Origin of the sequence: Massilia sp. H6, assembly GCF_024802625.1 — a bacterium.
In the GTDB taxonomy this organism is placed as follows: domain Bacteria; phylum Pseudomonadota; class Gammaproteobacteria; order Burkholderiales; family Burkholderiaceae_D; genus Telluria.
Genome location: NZ_CP103371.1, coordinates 1,205,015 through 1,225,821, shown reverse-complemented (window position 1 = coordinate 1,225,821; position 20,807 = coordinate 1,205,015). Strand labels below are relative to the sequence as shown.

Below are 20,807 nucleotides of genomic sequence, written 5' to 3'. Positions count from 1 at the left end.
TGAGCAGTCGAGTTTCGATTCTATTTGTAAATAACGCGAAGGCGCAATGTCGTTCTCAGCCGTTTCGCCACGTCTGCTTTGGGGTCGGTTGCTGCCTTCATGACAGTCTGCGATTTTTCGGCCCTGGCGAGCTGCTATGCTGAGCTCAACGGCCGCCTTCGGCCAAAAGCGGACAATGAGACGAAAGGACCGTTAGGTGGCTTTAAAACTTGTCGCATCGATCTCAGGATTTCTGTTCATCGCTCTTGCAGTCATGTTTGGTCAGGCGTTTAGCCCTGATGCCTCAAATGATCTCGTGGCGGTAGGCGCGATATGCGCGTTTGTAAGCAGCACTGCCTTTGTGCTTGGCGTCGTATTCGGCCGTGCGGGCCTCGTTGCGGCAATCATTTCAGGATGTTTTGCTTTGGTGGTAGTCAGTTTTCCTCTGCAGCTTTACTACGCAACAACTGAATCACTCGGCAAGTATGCAGCAGTTTTATTGCTCCTTTTCGCTCTGGTGAGCGCGGCTAGTTTTTTGGGCACGTGTCTTCGCAGAAGGGAAACAAGTTAACTTCGACCGTCCGCTTTGGGTCGGTTCCGGTCGGTCGTCACAGTCTGAAATTCTTCGGCGCTGGCGAGCTGCTATGCTCAGCTCCAAGGCCGTCTTCAACAATAACCAGTCGTTCATCCTCTTCGGAAAAACGACAAAGCTCAATAATAAAGAAGCGCCGCCAGGCATGGGTACAAAGAACTAGACCGGCCCCATGCCCATTGCATCGGCCCGGTCTGCGCTGCGATCACGCTCTTGCCGCTGGTGCTATACCACCCGAATGCCCGGCGACGCCACCGCACGGTGCCCGCGGCCGCCCGCCGGCACCGGCACCGTAACCAATCACCCCTTCTCTGGCCAGATCGCCTGCAACAGCGCGGCCAGGTTGTACCCGCCCTTGATCAATTGCTGCTTGGCGATTTCGGAACTTGGCACCGGATAATTGGCCGGTACATCGAGCGTGAAGGCGTAATACGTTTCGCCCTTCCTGTTCGTTTGCGCAACCATCTTGCCCGGCACGACACCTGCGAAGGCCTGCTTGGCCACGAACAGCGAATGGTTGGCCCAGGCGAAAGGCGCGGCGATCGGATCGCCTTCGATCTGCGGGATGGTCATGTTGCCGCCGATGACCTTGGTGGCGAAGGCGTCCGGCGTGCTGGTCTGAAGCCGGCGGAAGGCGTAGTCGACCGTGGTGCTGTCCCAGTACGAGTGGAAAGGCTTGGTCAGCGACTTGGCGCCCCCTTCGCGCATCGGCACCGGTTCGCCCGGCGGGATGGCGGCGGCAGTGGCCAGCGCGCCCAGGCGCGCATCGTCGAGTAACAGGTTGTTGCTGCCACGCGAGTCGTAGATCGTGGTGTCGTTGACATCGGCCTGGGTCGGGGGCACCACGAACTTGCTGTCCTTGCCGACATAGGCTGCGCCCACGTGCAGCGGCTGGTGGATGTCGCCGGCGAAGTGGGCGATCAGGATCAGCGCCTGGCGCCGCGTGAACTTGTGCGGGTTCAGTTCCGGGTCGAGTTTGCCCTGCAAGACCGCGATGCACTGGCGCAGCGTTTGCACGATGTCAACCCCGGTGCGGCCCACGCCATGGTCATCGTAGTGGTCGTGCTGGAAGGGCACATTGGTGTAGTGGTATTTGTCGTGCTGCGGGTTGGCGCTGACATAGTCCAGCATTTCCTGGGTCTGCTCGCCGCAGAACGTGCCCCTGACGCAATCGGCCCAGTTCGCGACCAGCTCGAGCGACTCGCCCGGCTTGAGCAGCAGGTTGATTTCCTTCTGCGCATTGGTGCCCTTGAGCAGCTTGTCGGCAATGGCGCCAATCGCCTTGTGGCCGTCGCGGCCCCAGGCCATGGCGTCGAACGATGCGAATGCGCCCGTCAGCGCGAGTACGACTGCAAGTTTTTTCATGATCATTCCTGGTTGAACAATGCGGTTTACTTGATCTTGACGATGCGCGGCGCGGCCGGCGCCATCGATGCGCCCTGCCCTTCGCTGGCGCGCAAGAAGTCAACGAATGCGTCGAGGTCGAGCATGCCGGTCTCGAGACGGTTCGTGCCCTTGGCAAACTCGGGGAAGTTATCGCCGCCCTCGGCCAGGAAGTTGTTGGCCACGACGCGGTAGGTACGGCTGTCGACCAGCGGCGCGCCGTCGATGCGGATGCTGTCCGGCACCACGCGGCTGCCGGGTGGTCGCTGTTCGTCCCACTGGTAGCGGACATTGGCCGACACTTGCAGGATCGATGGATCGGCCGCGCCCGGGCGCATCCATTGCTGCTCGAGCAGGCGGCGCAGCTGGGCGCCGCTCAAGTCCATCAGCACCAGCGTATTACCAAACGGCAGCACGGCCTGGGCCTGGCCGAAGGCAGCCACATTGTCGGCGCCGGCTTCGAGGTCCTTGCGGATGCCGCCATCGTTCATGAAGCCGATCTGGGCGCCCTGGTTGCGGGTGGCCGCCAGCACCGCGTCGGCGACCACGCCGCCCAGTACCGATTCGCCCGACGCATTCTTCTTGCGCAGCAGCGGCGCCGTGGCCAGGCGCGCCACCGGGCGGGTCAAGGCGGCGCGGCTGCGTTCCTTGACCGAGGCCATGAAGGCCACCATTGCCGGATCGGCCGGATAGTCGCCCGGCTGAAGCACCACGTTGTGCACCTGCAGGTCGGTGACGGTATCGGTGGCCGCGTCCACCTTCATGGCGATGCGGGTCGCCAGGTGGCCGTACGAACCGGCCTGGGTCACGGTGCGGCCATCGACCTGGCACAGGTAGCCCTGGTGCGAGTGGCCCGAGATCACCAGCCGGATCGCCGGGTCGAGCCTTTTCACGATGTCCACCAGCGGGCCTGCCAGGTTGCTGCAGCCCGGGCTCAAAGGACTGTCCTTGGTGGTGCCGCCTTCATGCACCAGCGCCACGATGACGTCGGCGCCCTGCGCGCGCATGGCCGGGACCGCGCGGTTGATCGCATCGGCTTCGTCGCCAAAGCGCAATCCCGCAATGCCCGAGGCCATCACGACCGAGCGGGTGTCCTGCAAGACCGCTCCCACCAGGCCGACCTTCACGCCCTTGACGCTCTCGATGCTAAACGCCGGAATGAAAGGCTGGCCGGTGGCGCTGTCGATCACGTTCGCGGCCAGATAGGTAAATTTGGCGCCGCCGAAAGTCGGGCCCATCTGGCAAGCCTTGGCCGGGCGCACCGACACGCAACCGCCATTTTGCTGGCGCAGAAGTTCCTGGCGGCCGGCGTCGAATTCGTGGTTGCCGACCGCGCTCGCGCGCAGGCCCAGCATGTTCATCGCTTCAATGGTGGGCTCGTCAGCCCATAGCGACGACATGGCCGGGCTGGCGCCCACCAGGTCGCCGGCGGCAACCAACAGCAGGTCACGGTCCTGCTGGCGCCAGGCTTGCAGCGCCGCCGCCAGCGCCTCGATGCCGCCAGCGCGGATCGGGTCGGATTTGGCGCCGTCCTGCCCGGTCGGGGTGTAGCGGCTCGGCTCGAGGTTGCCGTGGAAATCATTGATGGCGACCAGGTTGATGGTCACCGGCTCGCGGCCGGTGCTGGTGGCGCAGCCAGCCAGGGTCAGCGACACGGCAAGCGCCAGCACGGCGCGCGACAGGCGTGCCGGAGCACGAAGGGAAACGGTCATGGACTATTCTCGATCAAGGATGGGAGGCCGGCTGGGGACCTCGGCATTATTGCATGGGCAAGTGGCTAGTCGCCAAGCTGGCAGGCAGGCACACAGGCGCTTTCGGCAAGAAAAAACGGCCAGTGTCGCCACTGGCCGTTGTTCACATCAAAGCAGGGAATTCAGAAACTTAGAATTCGTACTTGACGGTTGCCTGGACGGCCCACTGCGACTCGCCCTTGGCCTGGCGCAGGTTCAGGTCTTCCACGGTGTTACGCACTGCGTACACGTACTTGCCCTGTGCATTCAGGCCGACATAGTCGACAAAGCTGCGCGCCTGGCCACCGGCGGACTGGAAGCCCACTTCTTCGATACGGCCCCATTTCTTGTTCAGCAGGTTGCCGAAGTTCAAAATGTCGAGCGAGAAGCTGGCCTTGTGCTTGCTCATGAAGCCAGGGATTTCCTGGGTGATCTTCATGTCGAAGCTGTTGGTCCATGGCGAGAACGCGCTGTTGCGGTCGACCACGCCACCTTTGGCGCTACGCAGGGCCTTGTTCGACTCGACGATGTCGAAGAACTTACGCTCGTTGGCATTGTTCGTCGCGGTATCGCCAAAGAACACGACTTCGCCCGAGCCGACGCCCGACGGGATGTACATCAGGTCGTTGCCAGCCAGGCCATCGCCGTTCAGGTCGTTGTTAATGGTCCAGCTGTACGGCTTGCCCGAACGGCCTTCGTAGAAGACGCCGAGACGGGTGCGGTAGTTAGCAAAGAACTTCTTTTCCCACGACAGGCGGGCGTTGACGCGGTCTTTCACCAAATACGACGAGTTCGAGGCAACTTCTTCGTTCGGGTTGAAGACCGAGCGGCCGGCCCAGTTCGAGTTCGAGGTCGACGAAGTCAGTGCCGAGACTTCGCTCGCTTCGGTGTGCGAGTAAGCGACCGACCAGCCGAAGCCCTTGCGGGTCGGGCTGGTGATCGACATGGTCACGATCTGGGCGTCGCCCTTACCGGTCGCCTTGGCCAGCAGCACATTGTTATAGCTCAGGTTCGACAGCGCCTTGGCAGTGTTCTGGCAGCCGGTTGCCGTACCCGCCGAGTTATTGGTGAAGGTGTAGCAGGCCGACGACAGGCCGTTGGCGTTGTAGTACAGGTCGCGGCCATCGGTCCCTTTGCGGGTTGGCGCGCCAAGGTTCAGGTTCTGGTAGAAGATCGCGTCCTTGTTCTGGGTCGCCAGCAACTCGGCGCCGAACACCAGGCCATACCATGGCAGTTCGTGCTCGAAGGCCAGGTTGGCCTTCCAGATCGCTGGCTGCTTCAGGTCCGGCGACAGGATGTCGACGTTGGCGGATGGGGTCGCGCCGCTGACGGTGCGCTGTGCGTTCACGTCAGGCGTGAAGGTGCCGTCGGTGTTCGGGCAGCGGGTCGCGCCCGAGCCCGAGCAGGTAATGGTACGGGTGGCCACGCCTGGGTTCGAGAACGGGTTCGACATCCACACGGTTGCCGCCGCGCCCTGGAACAGGCCAGCGCCACCACGCAGTTGCATCGGTCGCGCCGAGTCGAACTTGTAGTTGAAGCCGGCACGCGGCTGCCACAGCTTGTTGCCGTCGAAGGTGCGGGTATTGTCGACACCGTAGCCGCCCGACTGGCGGGTGAAGGTGGCGGCATTGCCAGCGATGGTAGGCTGGGCCACGGCGGCATTGCGCAGCGGGGTGTTGTCGACGCTGGTCAGGTCCACGCGCACGCCGGCGCTGATGGTCAGGTTCTCGTTAACGGTCCAGTTATCTTGCAAGAAGATGCCGGTGTTCTTCATCGTGAACTGGGCAACCGCATTGCTCAGCGAACCGCCGGCCACCGGCATCTGCACGGTGTACGACGATGGACGGCCGCGCGAGAAGTTCTCGTACAGGGCGGCCTCAATCTGCGATGCCGATGCAGTGGCGCAGTTGATCGAGCCGAAGGTGTAGGCGAAGTTGTTATCGCACTGGAAGGTGTAGTTGCCAAACACGTTCTGCAGGAAGGCGTTGTAGACCTTGTTCGACGTGTAGTCGGCGCCAACCTTGAATTCGTGGTCGCCCCACAGATAGTTGGCGCCGCCATACAGGTCGATGGTCTTGGTACCCAGCACGTTGTTGTGGCGGCTGCTCTCGGTACCGGTGTTCAGGAAGCGGCTGCCGGTACGGGTGCCGGCCGGCGCGTCGGCCGGCAGCGGGCCGGTGAACGAGAACGACATGGCCGGCAGGCGGGCATTGTTGATCGGCACCGAATCATAGTCGCGCGTCGAAGCCTTGAACTCGGTCGAGAGGTTCTGGGTCCAGTCCGAGAAGACCTGGGCCACCATCGTCTCGATGCTCTTGTCCTGCTTGTAGAACTGCGAGCTCAGCGACACGCCGCTGGCCGAGAAGCCTGGGAAGATCGGCTCGTTCTGGGTGGTCTTCGAGTAGCGGAAGTTGGCGCGGTGGTCGTCGTTGATGTTCCAGTCGAGCTTGATGGTGCGCTCTTCCGACTTCAGGGCGGTACCGCTTGGCACTTCCGAGCTGCCGAGGTCGAAGTTGTAGCGGCTCTGGGCAATGTCTTTCAGACGTGCGATCTGGACCGGGCTGATGCCGACGGTGGTGCCGGCTTTCGAGCCGATGGCGCCGAAGTCTGGCGAGCTACGGCTGCTTTCCGAGTTCTCGGCCAGGGCGAAGAAGAACAGCTTGTCCTGGATCAGCGGGCCGCTGGCCCACAGGCCCTTGGTGTTGTCCTTGAAGCGCGGCGCGTCGCTGTAGACGTCGGTGACGGTGTTGTAGCGGTCGCCGACCAGCTTGTCGTTGCGGGCGATGTAGTAAGCGCCGCCGTGGTACACGTTGGTACCCGACTTGGTGACGGCGTTGACGTTGGCGCCGGTGTAGCCGCGCTGGGTGACGTCGTAGTTGGCCACGTTGACCTGCACCGAGGCGATCGCTTCCATCGAGATCGGCTGGCGGGCAGTCGGGCTGCCGTTGGCTTCGAGGCCGAAGGTGTCGTTGATGGCCACGCCGTCGATGGTCATCGAGTTGTAGCGCGAGTTCTGGCCGGCCACCGACATTTCGCCGCGTTCCTTGTCGGTCTGCGAGACGCGCGGATCGATCCGCGCGAAGTCTTGCAGGTTGCGGTTGATCGATGCCTGGGTTTCCAGGTCGGCGCGCGAGATCGAGGTGACCGAACCCATGGCGTTGTTCGAGAAGATCTCCGAGCGCGCTGCCGAACCGGTGACGGTCACGGTCTGCATCTTCTGGCCCAGGGTCGCATCGACGGCGGCAGTTTCGGCCAGCTCGACGAACACGTTCTCGCGGCGCTCGCTGACGCCATCCTTGGTGATGACGATCGTGTACGGACCGCCCACGCGCAGGCCGCGTGCAACGTAACGGCCTTCGGCGTCGGTGACGACATTGCTGACAGAACCGGACTCAGCGTGAACAATCTGCACCTGGGCGCCGACTGCAGGCTTGCCGTCCGCGACCGAAATACGGCCACCGATGGCCGAGGTGGTGTTCTGTGCGAAGACTGGCGCGGCAGCCAAGGCAACTGACAAAGCCAGCGCGAGTTTGGTGAGCCGGATCTGTTGTTGAGTGATCATTGATAACCCCAAAAGGAACGTAATAGTTATAACGGGCAGCCGACGGCTGCCCCTCTCTTACAGTGCTGCGATCTCTATTTTCTGCACGGTGCGCTGGCGAAGCTGCCGCCAGCGGCGGCAATTCTACGCTGCCAGTATTTCAACAAGGTGACATGGCGGCGGTGGCAACAAGGACGTCCAAAATGATGGAAATCAATGTCCAATATGCATTACCGTTGACATTCCGACCAATTCGTTTTGGCTTTGCTATTTATACGCTCAGCGTATAAATACACGTAAACCCTTGTTGATACGCTAAGACTTGGGAGCTGGCCCGGGCAAAAATCCAGCCGGAATTATACGGGCGACATTCTCTAGCGAAATTTTTTTGCTCTAAATTTCACCAATGCGGGCAGGAGAAAAAGGTTTTTGTAGCAAGACGGCCACAAAACATGCTTTACAAACAACATGTGGTCAAAAAGTTACTTATTTAGGGTAACCGGCGGGCGACCCGAAAGAATCCGGAGCGCCCGCTGCATCGCTTATTTCGCGCCCGCCTGGAGCTTGGCCAGGCTGGCGATGTTTGCCTCGAACCGGGCGAAACGGCTGTCCAGCTGCCGGGTCAGGCGTTGTTTTTCTGCCACTGGCAGGAAGGCGTAACGGATGCTGTTGTACGAGGTCTTTTTCATTTCCGCGTAGTCCGGCTTGTAGCGGCTGGCGAACAAGACGTATTCGTTGCTCAGCGTGTGGCGGGTCACGCCGGCGTCGTCGGTCGAGATCACGTAGGGCACGCCGTATTTGCGGTACAGCGTGATCGGGTGGTTCGCCCCTTCGATGCCGCTGATGAAAGCGTTCGAGGTCAGGTTGACCTCGACCGGAATGTCGTCCTTGCGCATCTTTGCCATGATCGCCGCCGCGTTCGACTCGTGCGCCAGGTCGATGCCGTGGCCGATGCGGTCGGCGCCGGCGATCACCAGGGCCTGGTCGATGTGGAACGACAGGCCTTCGGGCGGCACGTCGCCCAGCGCCAGTTCGCCCGCATGCATCGCGATCTTCACGTCCGGATAGCGCGCCTTGAGAAAGCGGAACATCTTCATGTGCAGCGCATAGTCGCGCATCGAGACCATCGTGCTTTCCTGGCCCACGATGTTGACGCCGACGATCTTGTCGCTCATCTTCGCGGCCTTGAAGCCCGACACCATCGACGAGAACACCTGCGAGGGATTCAGCAGGCGCAGCACGTAGGTCTGGAAGCGCATGGTAAAGCGCTCGTCGTCGATGCCGGCGGCCGCTTCGTGGATCTTGTTGACGAAATCGGTGGTGGACTGGCGAAAGCCGGCGTCCTGCTCGAGCACCGCCAGCCAGGCGCCCATCTGCGCATCAAGCGCCTTGTCGTCGCTGGCGTTGTGCCAGGCCAGCTTGTCGAAATCCGGATTGACGACGAAGGGCGACATCTTGAACATCGTCTCGATATAGCCGACGTTCTCGCCGATCGCGCGTTGCTTGAGCTCCTGCAGGCCTTCACGGAAGTTCGCGTTCGACACCGGGCCGAAATAGCCGAAGGTCTGGAAGAACAGGCGATCCGGTGGTGGCTGCAGCGCGCCGTGGTTGGCGAAGTCCTTGTTCGACCAGCGCTGCAGCAGCTCGCGGTAGGTATAGTCGTCGGCATACACTTCGGCCGTGGACAGGCAGTTGCGCTCGGCTGCCGGCTTGGCGCGCTCGGCGTCGATGACCGCCTTGTTGGTCTCGATCCGGTAAGTGAGCTTGTTGAGGCAATAGCCCTGCTTGTCGAGGAAATCGACATACTGCTCGGCATACACCGACCCCGAATAATGGTGGTGCAGGTCGCCGCCCTTGGGCATCTGGGTAAAGAACAGGGTCAGCTCGGCGGTCTTGGGCTCGCCGGCGATCAGGCTGGCGTAGTGACGCGCGGTGGCCGCCTCGTTGGCGGTCGATGCCGGGCCCTTGGCCAGTGCCTGCGGCGCGGCGAAAGCCAGGGCGAGCAAGGCGCTGGCGGTCAGTTTGATGTGCATGTTGTTGGCTCTCTGGTGCGGTGACTTCGCTGTAAAGCGCGGCCCGGGGCACGCGCTGCCCGCGCAACTCTAACCGGTTGGGTTGGGGTTGGCAATACAGCCAGCCGGCAGCGCCAGGTGCAGTAGCAGCGCCCACGCGCTCGATCTACCCCTGGCGGGTGTGCACCAGCGCGCCCATCGAGTACGTCGCCTTTACCGCCCGGTCGTCTCCCAGCAGCGCCAGCGCGAACAGCAGTTCTTCGAGCGACTGCAGCCGGCAGGTCCTGCGCGCCAGCAAAGGCGTCGATTGCGGGTCGAGCACGATGAAGTCGGCCTCGGTGCCCGGCGCGAAGCTGCCGATCGTGCCTTCCAGGTCCATGGCGCGCGCCGCGCCCAGGGTGGCCAGGTAGAACATGCGCTCCGCCTTCAGGTAACTGCCCTTCATGCGCGCCACCTTGTAGGCTTCGTTCATGGTTTGCAGCATCGAGAACGAGGTGCCGGCGCCAACGTCGGTGCCGAGCGCGAGCTGGGTGCGGGCGCGGTCGGCGCGGTCGAAGTCGAACAGGCCGCTGCCCAGAAACAGGTTCGAGGTCGGGCAGACGGCCGCCGCGGCACCGGTTGCCGTCATGCGCGCGAAGTCTTCGTCGTCGAGCCAGATGCAGTGGCCGAACAGCGCCCGCGGGCGCATCAGGCCGAAGCGCTCATACACGTCGAGATAGCTGCGCGCCTGCGGATGCAGCTCGCCCACCCAGGCGCATTCGTCCTGGTTTTCCGAGACATGGGTCTGGATGAAGGTGTCGGGATAGGCCGCCGCCAGTTCGCCAGTGGCGCGCAGCTGGGCGTCGGTCGAGGTCGGGGCAAAGCGCGGCGTGATCGCATATAGCGCGCGGCCGCGCTGGTGCCATTTTTCGATCAGGTCGGCGCTGTCGCCGACGCTGCCCTCGATATCGCGCAAGAAGTCCGGGCAGTGGCGGTCCATCAGCACCTTGCCGGCGACCATGCGCAGATTGCGCGCCTGGCTAGCCTCGAAGAAGGTATCGACCGACTCGCGGTGCACGGTGCAATACACCACCGCCGTGGTGGTGCCGCAGCGCAGCAGCTCGTCCAGGAAAAACTCGGCGGTCGCGCGCGCATGCTCGGGATCGTCGAAGCGGCGCTCGGTCGGAAAGGTATAGGTCTCCAGCCAGGGCAGCAGGCCCGGGCTGGGAGAGGCGATCATGTCGGTCTGCGGAAAATGCAGGTGGGTGTCGATGAAGCCGGGCGAGATCAGGCAGCCGCGGTAGTCGACCGGGGTGACGCCGTCGGGCAAGGTGCAGGCAAGCTTCGCATAGTCGCCCGCGGCCCGGACGCGGCCGTTCTCGATGACCAGCAGGCCATCTTCGTGAAAGGCGTGGGCGTCGGCATGAAAGGCCGGGTCGGCGTGGAAATGCAGCAGGCTCGCGCGGTAGGCTTGCACGTCGGGGATGGCAATGGACATCAGGTCAATTCCGTTGAAACGTCAGAGGGACGGGCAGCTGCTTCCCAAACGCTGAGCAGCTGGGCCGCCACCGAGGCCGCGATCACGGCCGGGGCCTTGCCCTCGATGCCGGGCAGGCCGATCGGGCAGACCATGGCGTCGAGGCGCGCGGCGTCGAGGCCGCGTTCGCGCAGGCGGTGCTCGAACTGGCGCCGCTTGGTCAGCGATCCGATCAGGCCGAACCAGTGGCTGCCGGGGCGCGACAATATCGCGTGCGACAGGCGCAGGTCAAGCGCGTGGCTGTGCGTCATGACCAAAAAGCTGGTGCCCTGCGGCGCGCTCTCGACCAGCGCTTCAGGCGTGTCGGTCGCTTCGACCGACACGTTGGCGGGCAAGGCCGCCGGAAACAGGTCGTCGCGCTCGTCGACCCAGGTGACGCGGCAGGGCAGCTCGGCCAATGCGCGCACGATGGCGGCGCCGACATGGCCGGCGCCGAACAGCATCAGGTGGGCACGCGGGGCGAGCACCGCGTCGACCAGCCAGCGGCGCCCGCCCTGCTCCATCACGTGGGTGCCGAGCGTGCGGTCGAAGGCGGGAACGGCGCCGCCGGCAAGCTGGCGCCCGAGCGCGTCGAACAGACCCGCCGGGCCTGCCGGCATCGGTGGCGCGGCCGCATCGTCGATCGCCACGATGCGCCAGGTGTCCTGGTCGCGGCGCGCCTCGAGCAGCGCCAGCTGCGCCGGATCGGCCACTTCGAACGCCAGGTAGGCAACGCCCCCGCAGCACTGCCCCAGGCTCGGACCCAGGGCAAAGCGCGCGATATGCGCGCCGGACCTGCTTGCGAGCATGCCGCGCGCGATCTCCAGCGCGCGGTGTTCCAGGTGGCCGCCGCCGACTGTGCCATCAAAGCGCCCGGCTTGCACCAGCATGCGCGCGCCCGGCTCGCGTGGCACCGAGCCCTCGACGCGGGCGACCGTCACCAGCACGGCCGGCTCCCGGAGCGCGGCGTTCAATCCCTCGATCATCATGCGCCCCGCGCAGCGTCGAGCGCCGCCAGCGCCCTGAGGATTTCCTCGCAGGTTGCCGGCGCGTTCAGGGGCGGATTGAGCGCATGCTCGCCCACGGCCGAGATGGCGTCACGGATCGCGAAGAACACCGAGAACGGCAACAGCAGCGGCGGCTCGCCGACGGCCTTGGAGCGGTGGATGCTGTCCTCGACATTGCGGTTCTTGAACAGGCGCACGCGGAAATCCTCCGGGCAGTCCGAAATGCCGGGAATCTTGTAGGTCGATGGCGCGTGGGTCATCAACTTGCCGCTCGGGTTCCACCACAGCTCTTCGGTGGTGAGCCAGCCCATGCCCTGGATGAAGGCGCCTTCGACCTGGCCGATGTCGATCGCTGGATTGAGCGAATTGCCGGCGTCGTAGAGGGCATCGGCGCGCAGCAGCTTCCATTCGCCGGTGAGGGTGTCGAGCACCACTTCCGACACCGCCGCGCCGTAGGCGTAGTAAGAGAACGGATGGCCGTTCATGGTCTTGGGGTCCCAGTGCAGGCCAGGCGTGGCATAGAAGCCGCTTGACCACAGCTGCACCCGCGCCAGGTAGGCCTTGGCCACGACGTCGCCGAAGCGCAGTGCCTGCCCGGCCACGAACACGGTGTCGTCGGCAAAGCGCACGTCGCAGGCGTCACCGCCGAACTGCGCGGCGACGAAGGCCGCCAGGCGCTCGCGGATCTTGCGGGCGGCATCCTGCGCCGCCTTGCCGTTCAGGTCAGCGCCGGTCGAAGCGGCGGTGGCCGAGGTATTGGCCACCTTGCTGGTGTTGGTGGCGGTGGCGCGTACCCGCTCGAGATCCACCCCCAGCTCGTGCGCGACCACCTGCATCACCTTGGTATTGATGCCCTGCCCCATTTCGGTGCCGCCATGGTTGACCAGAATCGAGCCGTCGACATACACGTGCACCAGCGCGCCGGCCTGGTTCAGGTGGGTGACATTGAAGGCAATACCGAATTTCACGGGCGTGAGCGCCAGGCCTTTCTTGAGCACCGGACTGGTGCGGTTGTACTCGGCGATGGCGGCGCGGCGGGCACGGTAGTCGCTGGTTTGTTCCAGCTCGGCCACCAGCTCGTGGATCACGTTGTCGACGATGGTCTGGCCGTAAGGCGTGACGTTTCGCCCTGGGCCGCCGTAGAAATTCAGGCGCCGGATGTCGAGCGGGTCGCGTCCGAGCTTGCGCGCGATCTCGTCGATCACGTATTCGATGGCGATCGCGCCCTGCGGCCCACCAAAACCGCGGAAGGCGGTGTTGGACTGGGTATTGGTCTTGCCGCAGGCGGCGCGGATCTCGACATCGGACAAATAATAGGTATTGTCGAAGTGGCAGACGGCGCGCGTGGCGACTGGTCCCGACAGGTCGGCCGAATAGCCGGCGCGGGTGACCATGTCGACCCTGGCCGCGACTATGCGCCCGTCATCGTCGTAGCCGGCCTCGTATTGGTAATGGAAGCAGTGGCGCTTGCCGGTAACGAGCATGTCGTCGTCGCGGTCGGCGCGCAGCTTGACCGGGCGGCGCAGGCGCGCCGCGGCGATCGCGGCGGCGCACGCCCACAGCGCCGACTGCGATTCCTTGCCGCCGAAGCCGCCCCCCATGCGGCGGCATTCCACCACCACGTGGTGCGAATGCAGGCCGAGCGCGTGCGCGACCACGTGCTGCATCTCGCTCGGGTGCTGGGTCGAGCAATACACGTGCATGCCGCGGTCCTCGCCTGCAATCGCATAGGCGATCTGGCCTTCCAGGTAGAACTGTTCCTGCCCGCCCACGTACAGCTCGCCCTTGGCGACATGCGGCGCCCGCGCAAAGGCGCCCTGGGCGTCGCCGCGCGCCAGGCGCATCGGCGGCAGCACATAAGACTGGGCCGCGCGCGCCTGCTGCGGGGTCAGGATGGCGGGCAGATCTTCGTACGCGAGCGTCGCGAGCCGGGCCGCCCGACGGGCGTTGTCGTGGGTGTCGGCCACCACGATGAATACCGGCTGCCCGACGTACTCTACCTTGCCATCGGCCAGGATCGGGTCGTCGTGGATGATCGGGCCGCAGTCGTTCAGGCCTGGAATGTCGCGCGCCAGCAGCACCGCCACCACGCCGCGGCTGGCGCGCACGGGTTCGACGTCGATCGCCGTGATGCGCGCGTGGGCGCGCTCGGACAGGCCGAGCGCGGCGTGCAGCGTGCCGGCGATTTCGGGAATGTCGTCGGTATAGGTGGCCTGGCCGAGCACGTGCAGCACACTCGACTCATGTGGCCGCGCGCGGCCAACTTCGCTCCATGGCGCCGTGCCGGCCTCGGCCAGCGTGGGGCGGGTGCCTGCGTCGTTCATGCTCGACCTCCTGCGGTGCCGGCGGCAAATGCGTTGACGGCGGTGGCCGGGAGCGGATCGTCGAGCCGCGTCTCCAGCCAGAAGCGGCGCAGCAAGTTGGCCGCGGCCTGCATGCGGTAGCTGCTCGATGCGCGCATGTCGCTCAGCGGCGCGTAGTCTTGCGCCATGGCTGCCATGGCGGCGCGCAGCGCCGTTTCGTTCCATGGCTGCCCTACCAGCGCCGCTTCGGCGCCAGCGGCGCGCTTGGGGGTGGCGGCCATGCCGCCAAAGGCGATGCGCGCGCTGGTTACCTGCGCGCCATCGAGCGTGATGGCAAAGGCGGCGCACACGGCCGAGATATCCTGGTCGAAGCGCTTGGCCAGTTTATAGGTGCGCATGCGCACCCCGGCGCGTGGCAGCGGAATGCGCACGGCCTGCACGAATTCGCCGGCGCGCAAGTCTTTCTGCTGGTAGCCAAGATAAAACTCTTCCAGCGCCAGCTCGCGTTCGCCGTCGGCGCCGCGCAGCACCAGCGTGCTGCCCAGCGCAATGAGCCACGGCATCGAGTCGCCGATCGGCGAGCCGTTGGCGACATTGCCGCCCAGGGTGCCGGCATTGCGGATCGGCAGCGAGGCAAAGCGCTGCCACATCTCGCCCAGCTCGGCCGGGTAGTGGCGGCACACGGCCGCATAGGCGTCGTTCAGGGTCACACCCGCGCCGATGCTGAGCATGCCATCTGCTTGCGCGATCGTCTTGAGTGCGTCGACCTGGCCCAGGTAGATGATGTCGCCGAGCTCGCGCATCTGCTTGGTGACCCACAGGCCGACATCGGTCGAGCCGGCCAGCAGCAGCGCCGCCGGATGCGCCGCGCGCAGTCCGACCAGTTCATCGAGCGTGCGCGGCGTGTGAAAGCGCGCTCCCTGCGCTTCGTAGTGCCATCCGTGCGCGCGCTGCAGCCCTTGCAGGCGTTCGGCCAGCGCGGCGCGGTCGAACGCGCGAGGTGGCAGCTCGACCATGCGGCGGGCCGCGTCGATGATCGGGCAGTAGCCGGTGCAGCGACACAGGTTGCCCGACAGGGCCTCATCGATCTGGCAACGCGACGGCGGGCGGCCGGAAAGCCCGTGGCTTTCCTGCTTGAGGTACATGCCCCACAGCGACATGGCGAAACCGGGCGTGCAAAAACCGCACTGCGATCCGTGGCATTCCACCAGCGCCTGCTGCACCGGGTGCAGGCTGCCGTCGGGATGTTGCAGGTCTTCTACCGTGAACAGTGCCTGGCCGTCGAGCGTGGGCAAGAACTGGATGCAGGAATTGACTGCCTTGAGTACCAGCTCGCCGTCTTCGAGCGAGCCGGTCACGACGGTGCAGGCACCGCAGTCGCCTTCCGCGCAGCCTTCTTTGGTGCCGGTGCAGTGCAGGTCTTCGCGCAGGTGCTGCAAGATGGTCCGGGTCGGCGCCGCATCGCGCACTTCCTGTACGGCGCCACGGTAATAGAATCGGATCGGGTCTGGCATCGTGGGTCTCGTCTGGTTGTCTGCGGCTATACGCCGAGGGCGGAAGGCTACCACCCCCGGCCACTCAATCTATAAGATTTTGCATATAAAGCTTATCAATATATAAGCATATCTTATGCATCGCCCGGCAGCCTTATAGTGGGCAAGGATGCACTGTTTTCCAGTGTTGCGCGATATCGATGCGGCGCGTGATCCAGACATGCGGGTGGCCCTGCACGTAATCAAGAAAGCGCGCCAGCGCCGCCGCCCGCCCCGGCCGCCCTACCAGGCGGCAATGCAGGCCGACCGACAGCATCTTGGGCTGGTCCAGGCCGTTCGGGTCGCCCTCGGCGTAGAGCACGTCGAAAGCGTCTTTCAGATAGTCGAAAAACTGGGTGCCGGAATTAAAACCCTGCATGGCGGCAAAGCGCATGTCGTTGGTGTCGAGCGTGTACGGCACCACCAGGTGCGGCTGGGACGACTGCTCGCCGCCGGGGCCGCCCACCGCCACCTGTTGCCAGAACGGCAGGTCGTCGCCGTAGTGGTCGGCATCGTAGGCAAAGCCGCCGTGCTCGACCACCAGCCTGCGCGTATTGGGCGAATCGCGCCCGGTGTACCAGCCCAGCGGCGCTGCGCCCAGCAGCTCGCGAAAGATCTCCACCGCCTGCGCCATGTGGGCGCGTTCGGTGGCCGCATCGATCTGCTGGTAAGAAATCCAGCGCAGCCCGTGGCAGGCAATCTCGTGTCCCAGTTCGCGAAAAGCCGCCACCGCCTCGGGATTGCGCTTGAGCGCCATCGCGACCGCGAACACCGTCAGCGGCAGGCCGCGCTGCTCGAACAGGCGCAGCACCCGCCACAAGCCGGCGCGCGACCCGTATTCGTAGAGCGACTCCATGCTCATGTGGCGCATCGGGTAGCTCGCCGCGCCGATGATCTCGGACAAAAAGGTTTCCGACCCTGCGTCGCCATGCAGCACGCTGTTTTCGCCGCCCTCTTCGTAGTTGAGCACGAATTGCAGGGCAATCCGGGCCTGGCCCGGCCATTGCGGGTGGGGCGGGTTGCGGCCGTAGCCGGCCAAATCGCGCGGATAGTGTGAATAGGTGTCCATGGTCGCTCAAGAGGCGGGTATATCGGCCATCATATATTGCAGCACGCACAAGAGTATATGATTGCCTACCTGGTTCAACTCATCCATCAGAAAGGGAAGCCGCATGGGCAAACTGTCCACCCACGTCCTCGACACCGCCCATGGGCGGCCCGGCGCCGGCGTCAAGGTCGAGCTGTTCGCCGTCGATGGCGGCAGCCGTACCCTGGTCAAGTCCGACCTGACCAATACCGACGGGCGCTGCGGCGCCGCGCTGCTCGAGGGCGAAGCCTTGCGCGCCGGACAATACGAACTGGTCTTTCATGCAGGCGACTATTTCGCCGCCTGCGGCATTGCCCTGCCCGCGCCGCGCTTCCTGGACCGGATCGTGATTGCCTTCGGCCTGGCCGACGCCACCCAGAACTACCATGTTCCGCTGGTCATGACGCCCTGGTCGTACTCTACCTACCGCGGCAGCTAGGCGAGTACGCTGGCCGGCTTCGGCGCTGGCCAGGCAAGCCTTGCCGACCCTGACACGTTCTATTTTTTAGAGCAATGTAGTATTTATCCTACAAATTCCCTCATTTTCATCAAATTCCTCCCGGCAAGATTGCTCAGTGGATAGAATGATTCCTGTACCGGCGCTGATGACAGCCCTGCGCTGTTGCCGGCACCCTTCCTTCCCGTGAAACGAACGCACCCTGAGCGCGATAAGAGTCATTATGAAAAAACGTTTGATTGCTACCCTGCTGGCGCTTCCGCTGGCAACTTCCATGAGCTTCGCGCAAGAAAGCGCCGGCTTTCCTGCCATCAAGGTCAGTGGCTTCGGTACTGCCGCGCTGACGTATGCTGACGTCAAGGGTGCCGAATTCGCCCGTCCGAACCAGGCCAGCGGTTCGTCGCAGAATTTCCGTACCGGCATCGACTCGAACCTCGGCCTGCAAGCCGACATGCCGGTCAATAGCTGGATCTCGCTGACCGCCCAGGGCCTGGTGCGCAAGGATGCAGAACCCGGCTACGGCGCCGAACTGAGCTGGGCGTTTGCCAAGTTCCGTATTTCCGACGAAGTCAGCATTCGCGTCGGCCGCGTCGGCCTGCCGGTCTTCATGATCTCGGATTACCGCAACGTCGGCTACGCCAACACCATGCTGCGCCCACCGGCGGAAGTCTATTCGCAGGTGCCGTTCAGCAGCGTCGACGGTCTTGACGTCACCTGGCAGCACGGATTCGGCGACACCACCGTTACTTCGCAGCTGGCCTATGGCAGCGTGAAGTCGCCAATCTCGGGCAACCTCCATGCCGAAGGCGATAACGTCTACGCCCTGAATGTCAGCGCCGAGCATGGCCCGTTCATCGTGCGCGCCGGTCATGCCATTACCGACATCACCATCGAAGATTCGACCTCGCTCAACAGCCTGGTAAGCGGCCTGCGCGCCGCCGGCGCCGGCTATCGTTTCCCGCAGCTGGCCCCGCTGGCTGCCGAAATCGAAGCCAAGGACAAGCGCGGACAGTTCAGTTCGCTGGGCATGTCGATGGACTGGAACAACATCGTGGTCCAGACCGAGTTCGCCAAGCGCAAGAGCAAGACCTATATCAACGACACCAGCTCGTGGTATGTGATGGCCGGCTACCGTATCGGCAAGTTCCTGCCGTACTACACCCATAGCGAACTGAAGATCGACCGCGCCATCGTCAACACCGTACCGGCAGCCTGCCCGGCCGGCTTCCCGGCCGCCTGCACCCCGACCATGCAGGCGCTTGGCGCCGGCGTGCGCCGCCTGCCCAACACCGGCGTGGGCCAGGGCGAGCGTACCACCGACACGGTTGGCGTGCGCTGGGACTTCGCCAGCTCGGTGGCACTGAAGGCACAGATCGACCGCATCAAGCCAAAGAATGGTGCCGGCCTGTTCATCAATGCCCAGCCTGGTTTCAACGACACCGTCACCGTCGGCGCCGTCGCCCTCGATTTCGTTTTCTAAGGAGAGACGACACATGAACAAGATCATTGCAAGCCTGTTCGCCTGCGCTACCGTGCTCGCCACCGCTCCGGCGCTGGCCGAAGTCGTGGTCGTGGTCAGCCCGAAGGCCGCCGAATCCTCGCTGAGCAAGGAGCAGGTCGCCCAGTTCTTCCTGGGTAAATCGTCGTCGATGACGCCGGTCGACCAGGCCGACTCGGCCCCGATCCGCGCCGAGTTCTACAAGAAGGTCGCGGACAAGGACGCGGCCCAGGCCAAGGCCCTGTGGTCGAAGCTGGTGTTCACCGGCAAGGCCACGATGCCGAAGGAAGTCGCCGACAACGCCGCCGTCAAGGCTGCCGTCGCCGCCAACCCGAAGGCCATCGGCTACATCGAGAAGAGCGCGGTCGATGCCAGTGTCAAAGTCGTGTACACAGCACAATAAGCGGACGCGCGTTTAGCATTACCCGCCGCCGGTAATACGCCCGCGGCGGTTTTCGCATTCTGGAGACAAGCATGAGCATCAAGCGCAGGATCTGGGCATTGCCCGTTATTTCCGCAATTATTTTTGGCCTGGGAGCAGGCGCGAGCACGATGATCGCCAACAACGCGCGCCAGTCGATTACCACGACCGCCAGCGTCGATTATCCGGTGCTCGATGCTTCCAAGGCACTCATCCTCGACGTCGCGGGCATTACCGACAGCTTGCGCGACGCAGTCGCCGAGGGCGACAAGGAAAAGATCACCCAGGTCGGCGAGCAGGCTACCAAGCTGCGCGCCAAGCTGGACAAATTCAAGGCGATTCCGGGCCAGCTCGACACCGGTACCCGCCTGGGCAAGGAATTCGACGCCTACTATGCGCCGGCCCTGTCGGCCGCGCGCATCATGCTCGAAATGGAAGAAGGCGACCCGCAGGCCGTGGTCGGCAAGATGCAGTCGGCGCTGTCGACCCTCAACGGCGACCTGACCAAGGTCAATGAAGCGGCCCAGCGCCAGTTCGCCACCGGCATCGAGGACAGCAAGAACAGCGTCAACCAGGTCATGCTCGCGATGCTGCTCACCGCGCTGGTGGTGATCGCCACGCTGGCGCTGGTGTCGTGGGTTGTGGTGCGCACTATCTGGCGCCAGCTCGGCGGCGAACCGGCCTATGCGCGCGAGATCGCGCGCGCCGTGGCCGCGGGCGACCTGTCGACCGAGATCCGTATCGAAGCCGGCGACAAGAGCAGCCTGCTGGTGGCGCTGAAGGACATGCGCGGCCGCCTGGCGACCCTGGTCGCCGAGATCAAGGCATCGGCCGACACCATCGCGCTGGCCAGCGCCGAAATCGCCAGCGGCAACGCCGACCTGGCGCAGCGTACCGAATCGCAGGCGGCAAGCCTGGACCGCACCACCCGTTCGATGGAAGAACTGACCGGCGCCGTGCGTGAAAACGCCAGCGCAGCCAGCCAGGCCAATGCGCTGGTGGAAACCGCGACCAATATCGCCACCCGCGGCGGCGAAGTGGTCGGCGGCGTGGTCACGACCATGGGCGACATCAACAGCTCGGCCAACAAGATCGTCGAGATCATCTCGGTTATTGACGGTATCGCCTTCCAGACCAATATCCTGGCGCTCAATGCGGCAGTCGAAGCGGCGCGCGCCGGCGAACAGGGCCGCGGCTTCGCGGTGGTCGCGGGCGAGGTGCGCAACCTGGCGCAGCGTTCGGCAGCGGCAGCCAAGGAAATCAAGGGCTTGATTGGCGACTCGGTGGCCAAGGTATCGGCCGGCAGCGTGCTGGTGGACGAAGCCGGCGTGACCATGGGCCAGATCGTGGACTCGGTGCGCAAGGTGCAGACCATCATGGCCGAGATCAGCGCCGCCGGCGCCCGCCAGAGCGCCGGCATCGACGAGATCGGCCGGGCCATCGGCAGCATCGACGAAATGACCCAGCAAAATTCGGCCCTGGTCGAAGAAGCCTCGGCGGCCGCCGAATCGCTCACCGAACAGACCACCCAGCTGACGGTGGCGCTGTCGGTGTTCAAGATCGAGACGGCAACGCCAGTCTCGAACGGCGCGCCGAACCGGCTGGCATTGCGCTAGCCGCAAAGTCTGTCGCGGTTGCCAGTCGATGCTGGTGACCGGCAAGGGCCGTGATTGCCGTTACCAGCGGCCATCACGGCCTTGTTGATTTTGGCAGGCGCAGCGCACACACCACCCCCGTCAACGCCGGTGCTTGTCGTTCGCACCATAATGC

At 64.3% G+C, this 20,807-nt stretch carries 14 protein-coding genes; 5 read left to right on the top strand and 9 right to left on the bottom strand.

Annotated features, from left to right (window positions below; all coding sequences use genetic code 11):
• Positions 1-196: 196 nt before the first annotated feature.
• Positions 197-550, top strand: a complete 354-nt coding sequence (locus NRS07_RS05510; RefSeq protein ID WP_259211678.1) for a hypothetical protein — start codon at positions 197-199, stop codon at positions 548-550.
• Positions 551-871: 321 nt separating this feature from the next.
• Here NRS07_RS05510 and NRS07_RS05505 read toward each other — a convergent pair whose 3' ends face one another.
• The 9 genes from NRS07_RS05505 to puuE all read right to left on the bottom strand — a co-directional run bounded on the left by NRS07_RS05505 (position 872) and on the right by puuE (position 16,643).
• The gene (locus tag NRS07_RS05505; RefSeq protein WP_259211677.1) at positions 872-1,936 is read right to left on the bottom strand and encodes a S1/P1 nuclease; all 1,065 of its coding nucleotides are present in this window, start codon (positions 1,934-1,936) and stop codon (positions 872-874) included.
• Between the two features lie 26 nt (positions 1,937-1,962).
• Positions 1,963-3,666 carry a bifunctional UDP-sugar hydrolase/5'-nucleotidase gene (locus NRS07_RS05500; protein WP_259211676.1) on the bottom strand — a complete coding sequence of 568 codons (1,704 nt, stop codon included), beginning with the start codon at positions 3,664-3,666 and terminating at the stop codon, positions 1,963-1,965.
• Positions 3,667-3,835: 169 nt separating this feature from the next.
• Positions 3,836-7,246 (bottom strand): TonB-dependent receptor, encoded by a 3,411-nt coding sequence (locus tag NRS07_RS05495; protein ID WP_259211674.1) that lies wholly within the window; start codon positions 7,244-7,246, stop codon positions 3,836-3,838.
• A gap of 521 nt (positions 7,247-7,767) precedes the next feature.
• On the bottom strand, positions 7,768-9,258 hold the full coding sequence (locus tag NRS07_RS05490) for an adenosine deaminase (RefSeq protein ID WP_259211671.1): 1,491 nt from the start codon (positions 9,256-9,258) through the stop codon (positions 7,768-7,770).
• 145 nt (positions 9,259-9,403) lie between these two features.
• Positions 9,404-10,714, bottom strand: coding sequence for a guanine deaminase (gene guaD, locus NRS07_RS05485; RefSeq protein ID WP_259211668.1), 1,311 nt, complete (start codon positions 10,712-10,714; stop codon positions 9,404-9,406).
• A complete protein-coding gene (gene xdhC / locus NRS07_RS05480; protein ID WP_259213023.1) occupies positions 10,714-11,718 on the bottom strand; it encodes a xanthine dehydrogenase accessory protein XdhC in 1,005 nt (334 codons plus the stop codon). The genes guaD and xdhC overlap by 1 nt, the downstream gene beginning before the upstream one ends.
• Complete coding sequence (gene xdhB, locus NRS07_RS05475) at positions 11,718-14,063, bottom strand: xanthine dehydrogenase molybdopterin binding subunit (RefSeq protein ID WP_259211667.1); 2,346 nt, start codon at positions 14,061-14,063, stop codon at positions 11,718-11,720. Before xdhB ends, xdhC begins: the two co-directional genes overlap by 1 nt.
• Positions 14,060-15,556, bottom strand: a complete 1,497-nt coding sequence (gene xdhA / locus NRS07_RS05470) for a xanthine dehydrogenase small subunit (protein WP_259211666.1) — start codon at positions 15,554-15,556, stop codon at positions 14,060-14,062. Before xdhA ends, xdhB begins: the two co-directional genes overlap by 4 nt.
• 133 nt (positions 15,557-15,689) lie before the next feature.
• Positions 15,690-16,643 carry an allantoinase PuuE gene (puuE, locus tag NRS07_RS05465; RefSeq protein ID WP_259211665.1) on the bottom strand — a complete coding sequence of 318 codons (954 nt, stop codon included), beginning with the start codon at positions 16,641-16,643 and terminating at the stop codon, positions 15,690-15,692.
• Between the two features lie 103 nt (positions 16,644-16,746).
• On the opposite strand from puuE, the gene uraH reads away from it, so the two are divergent.
• The 4 genes from uraH (at position 16,747) to NRS07_RS05445 (ending at position 20,653) form a co-directional block, all read left to right on the top strand.
• Positions 16,747-17,100: a hydroxyisourate hydrolase gene (gene uraH, locus NRS07_RS05460; RefSeq protein ID WP_259211663.1), complete on the top strand. Its 354-nt coding sequence runs from the start codon at positions 16,747-16,749 to the stop codon at positions 17,098-17,100.
• Between the two features lie 241 nt (positions 17,101-17,341).
• The gene (locus tag NRS07_RS05455) at positions 17,342-18,598 is read left to right on the top strand and encodes a porin (RefSeq protein WP_259211662.1); all 1,257 of its coding nucleotides are present in this window, start codon (positions 17,342-17,344) and stop codon (positions 18,596-18,598) included.
• Between the two features lie 13 nt (positions 18,599-18,611).
• Positions 18,612-19,019, top strand: a complete 408-nt coding sequence (locus tag NRS07_RS05450) for a hypothetical protein (protein ID WP_259211661.1) — start codon at positions 18,612-18,614, stop codon at positions 19,017-19,019.
• A 71-nt stretch (positions 19,020-19,090) separates the two neighbouring features.
• Positions 19,091-20,653: a methyl-accepting chemotaxis protein gene (locus NRS07_RS05445; RefSeq protein ID WP_259211660.1), complete on the top strand. Its 1,563-nt coding sequence runs from the start codon at positions 19,091-19,093 to the stop codon at positions 20,651-20,653.
• Positions 20,654-20,807 lie beyond the last annotated feature (154 nt).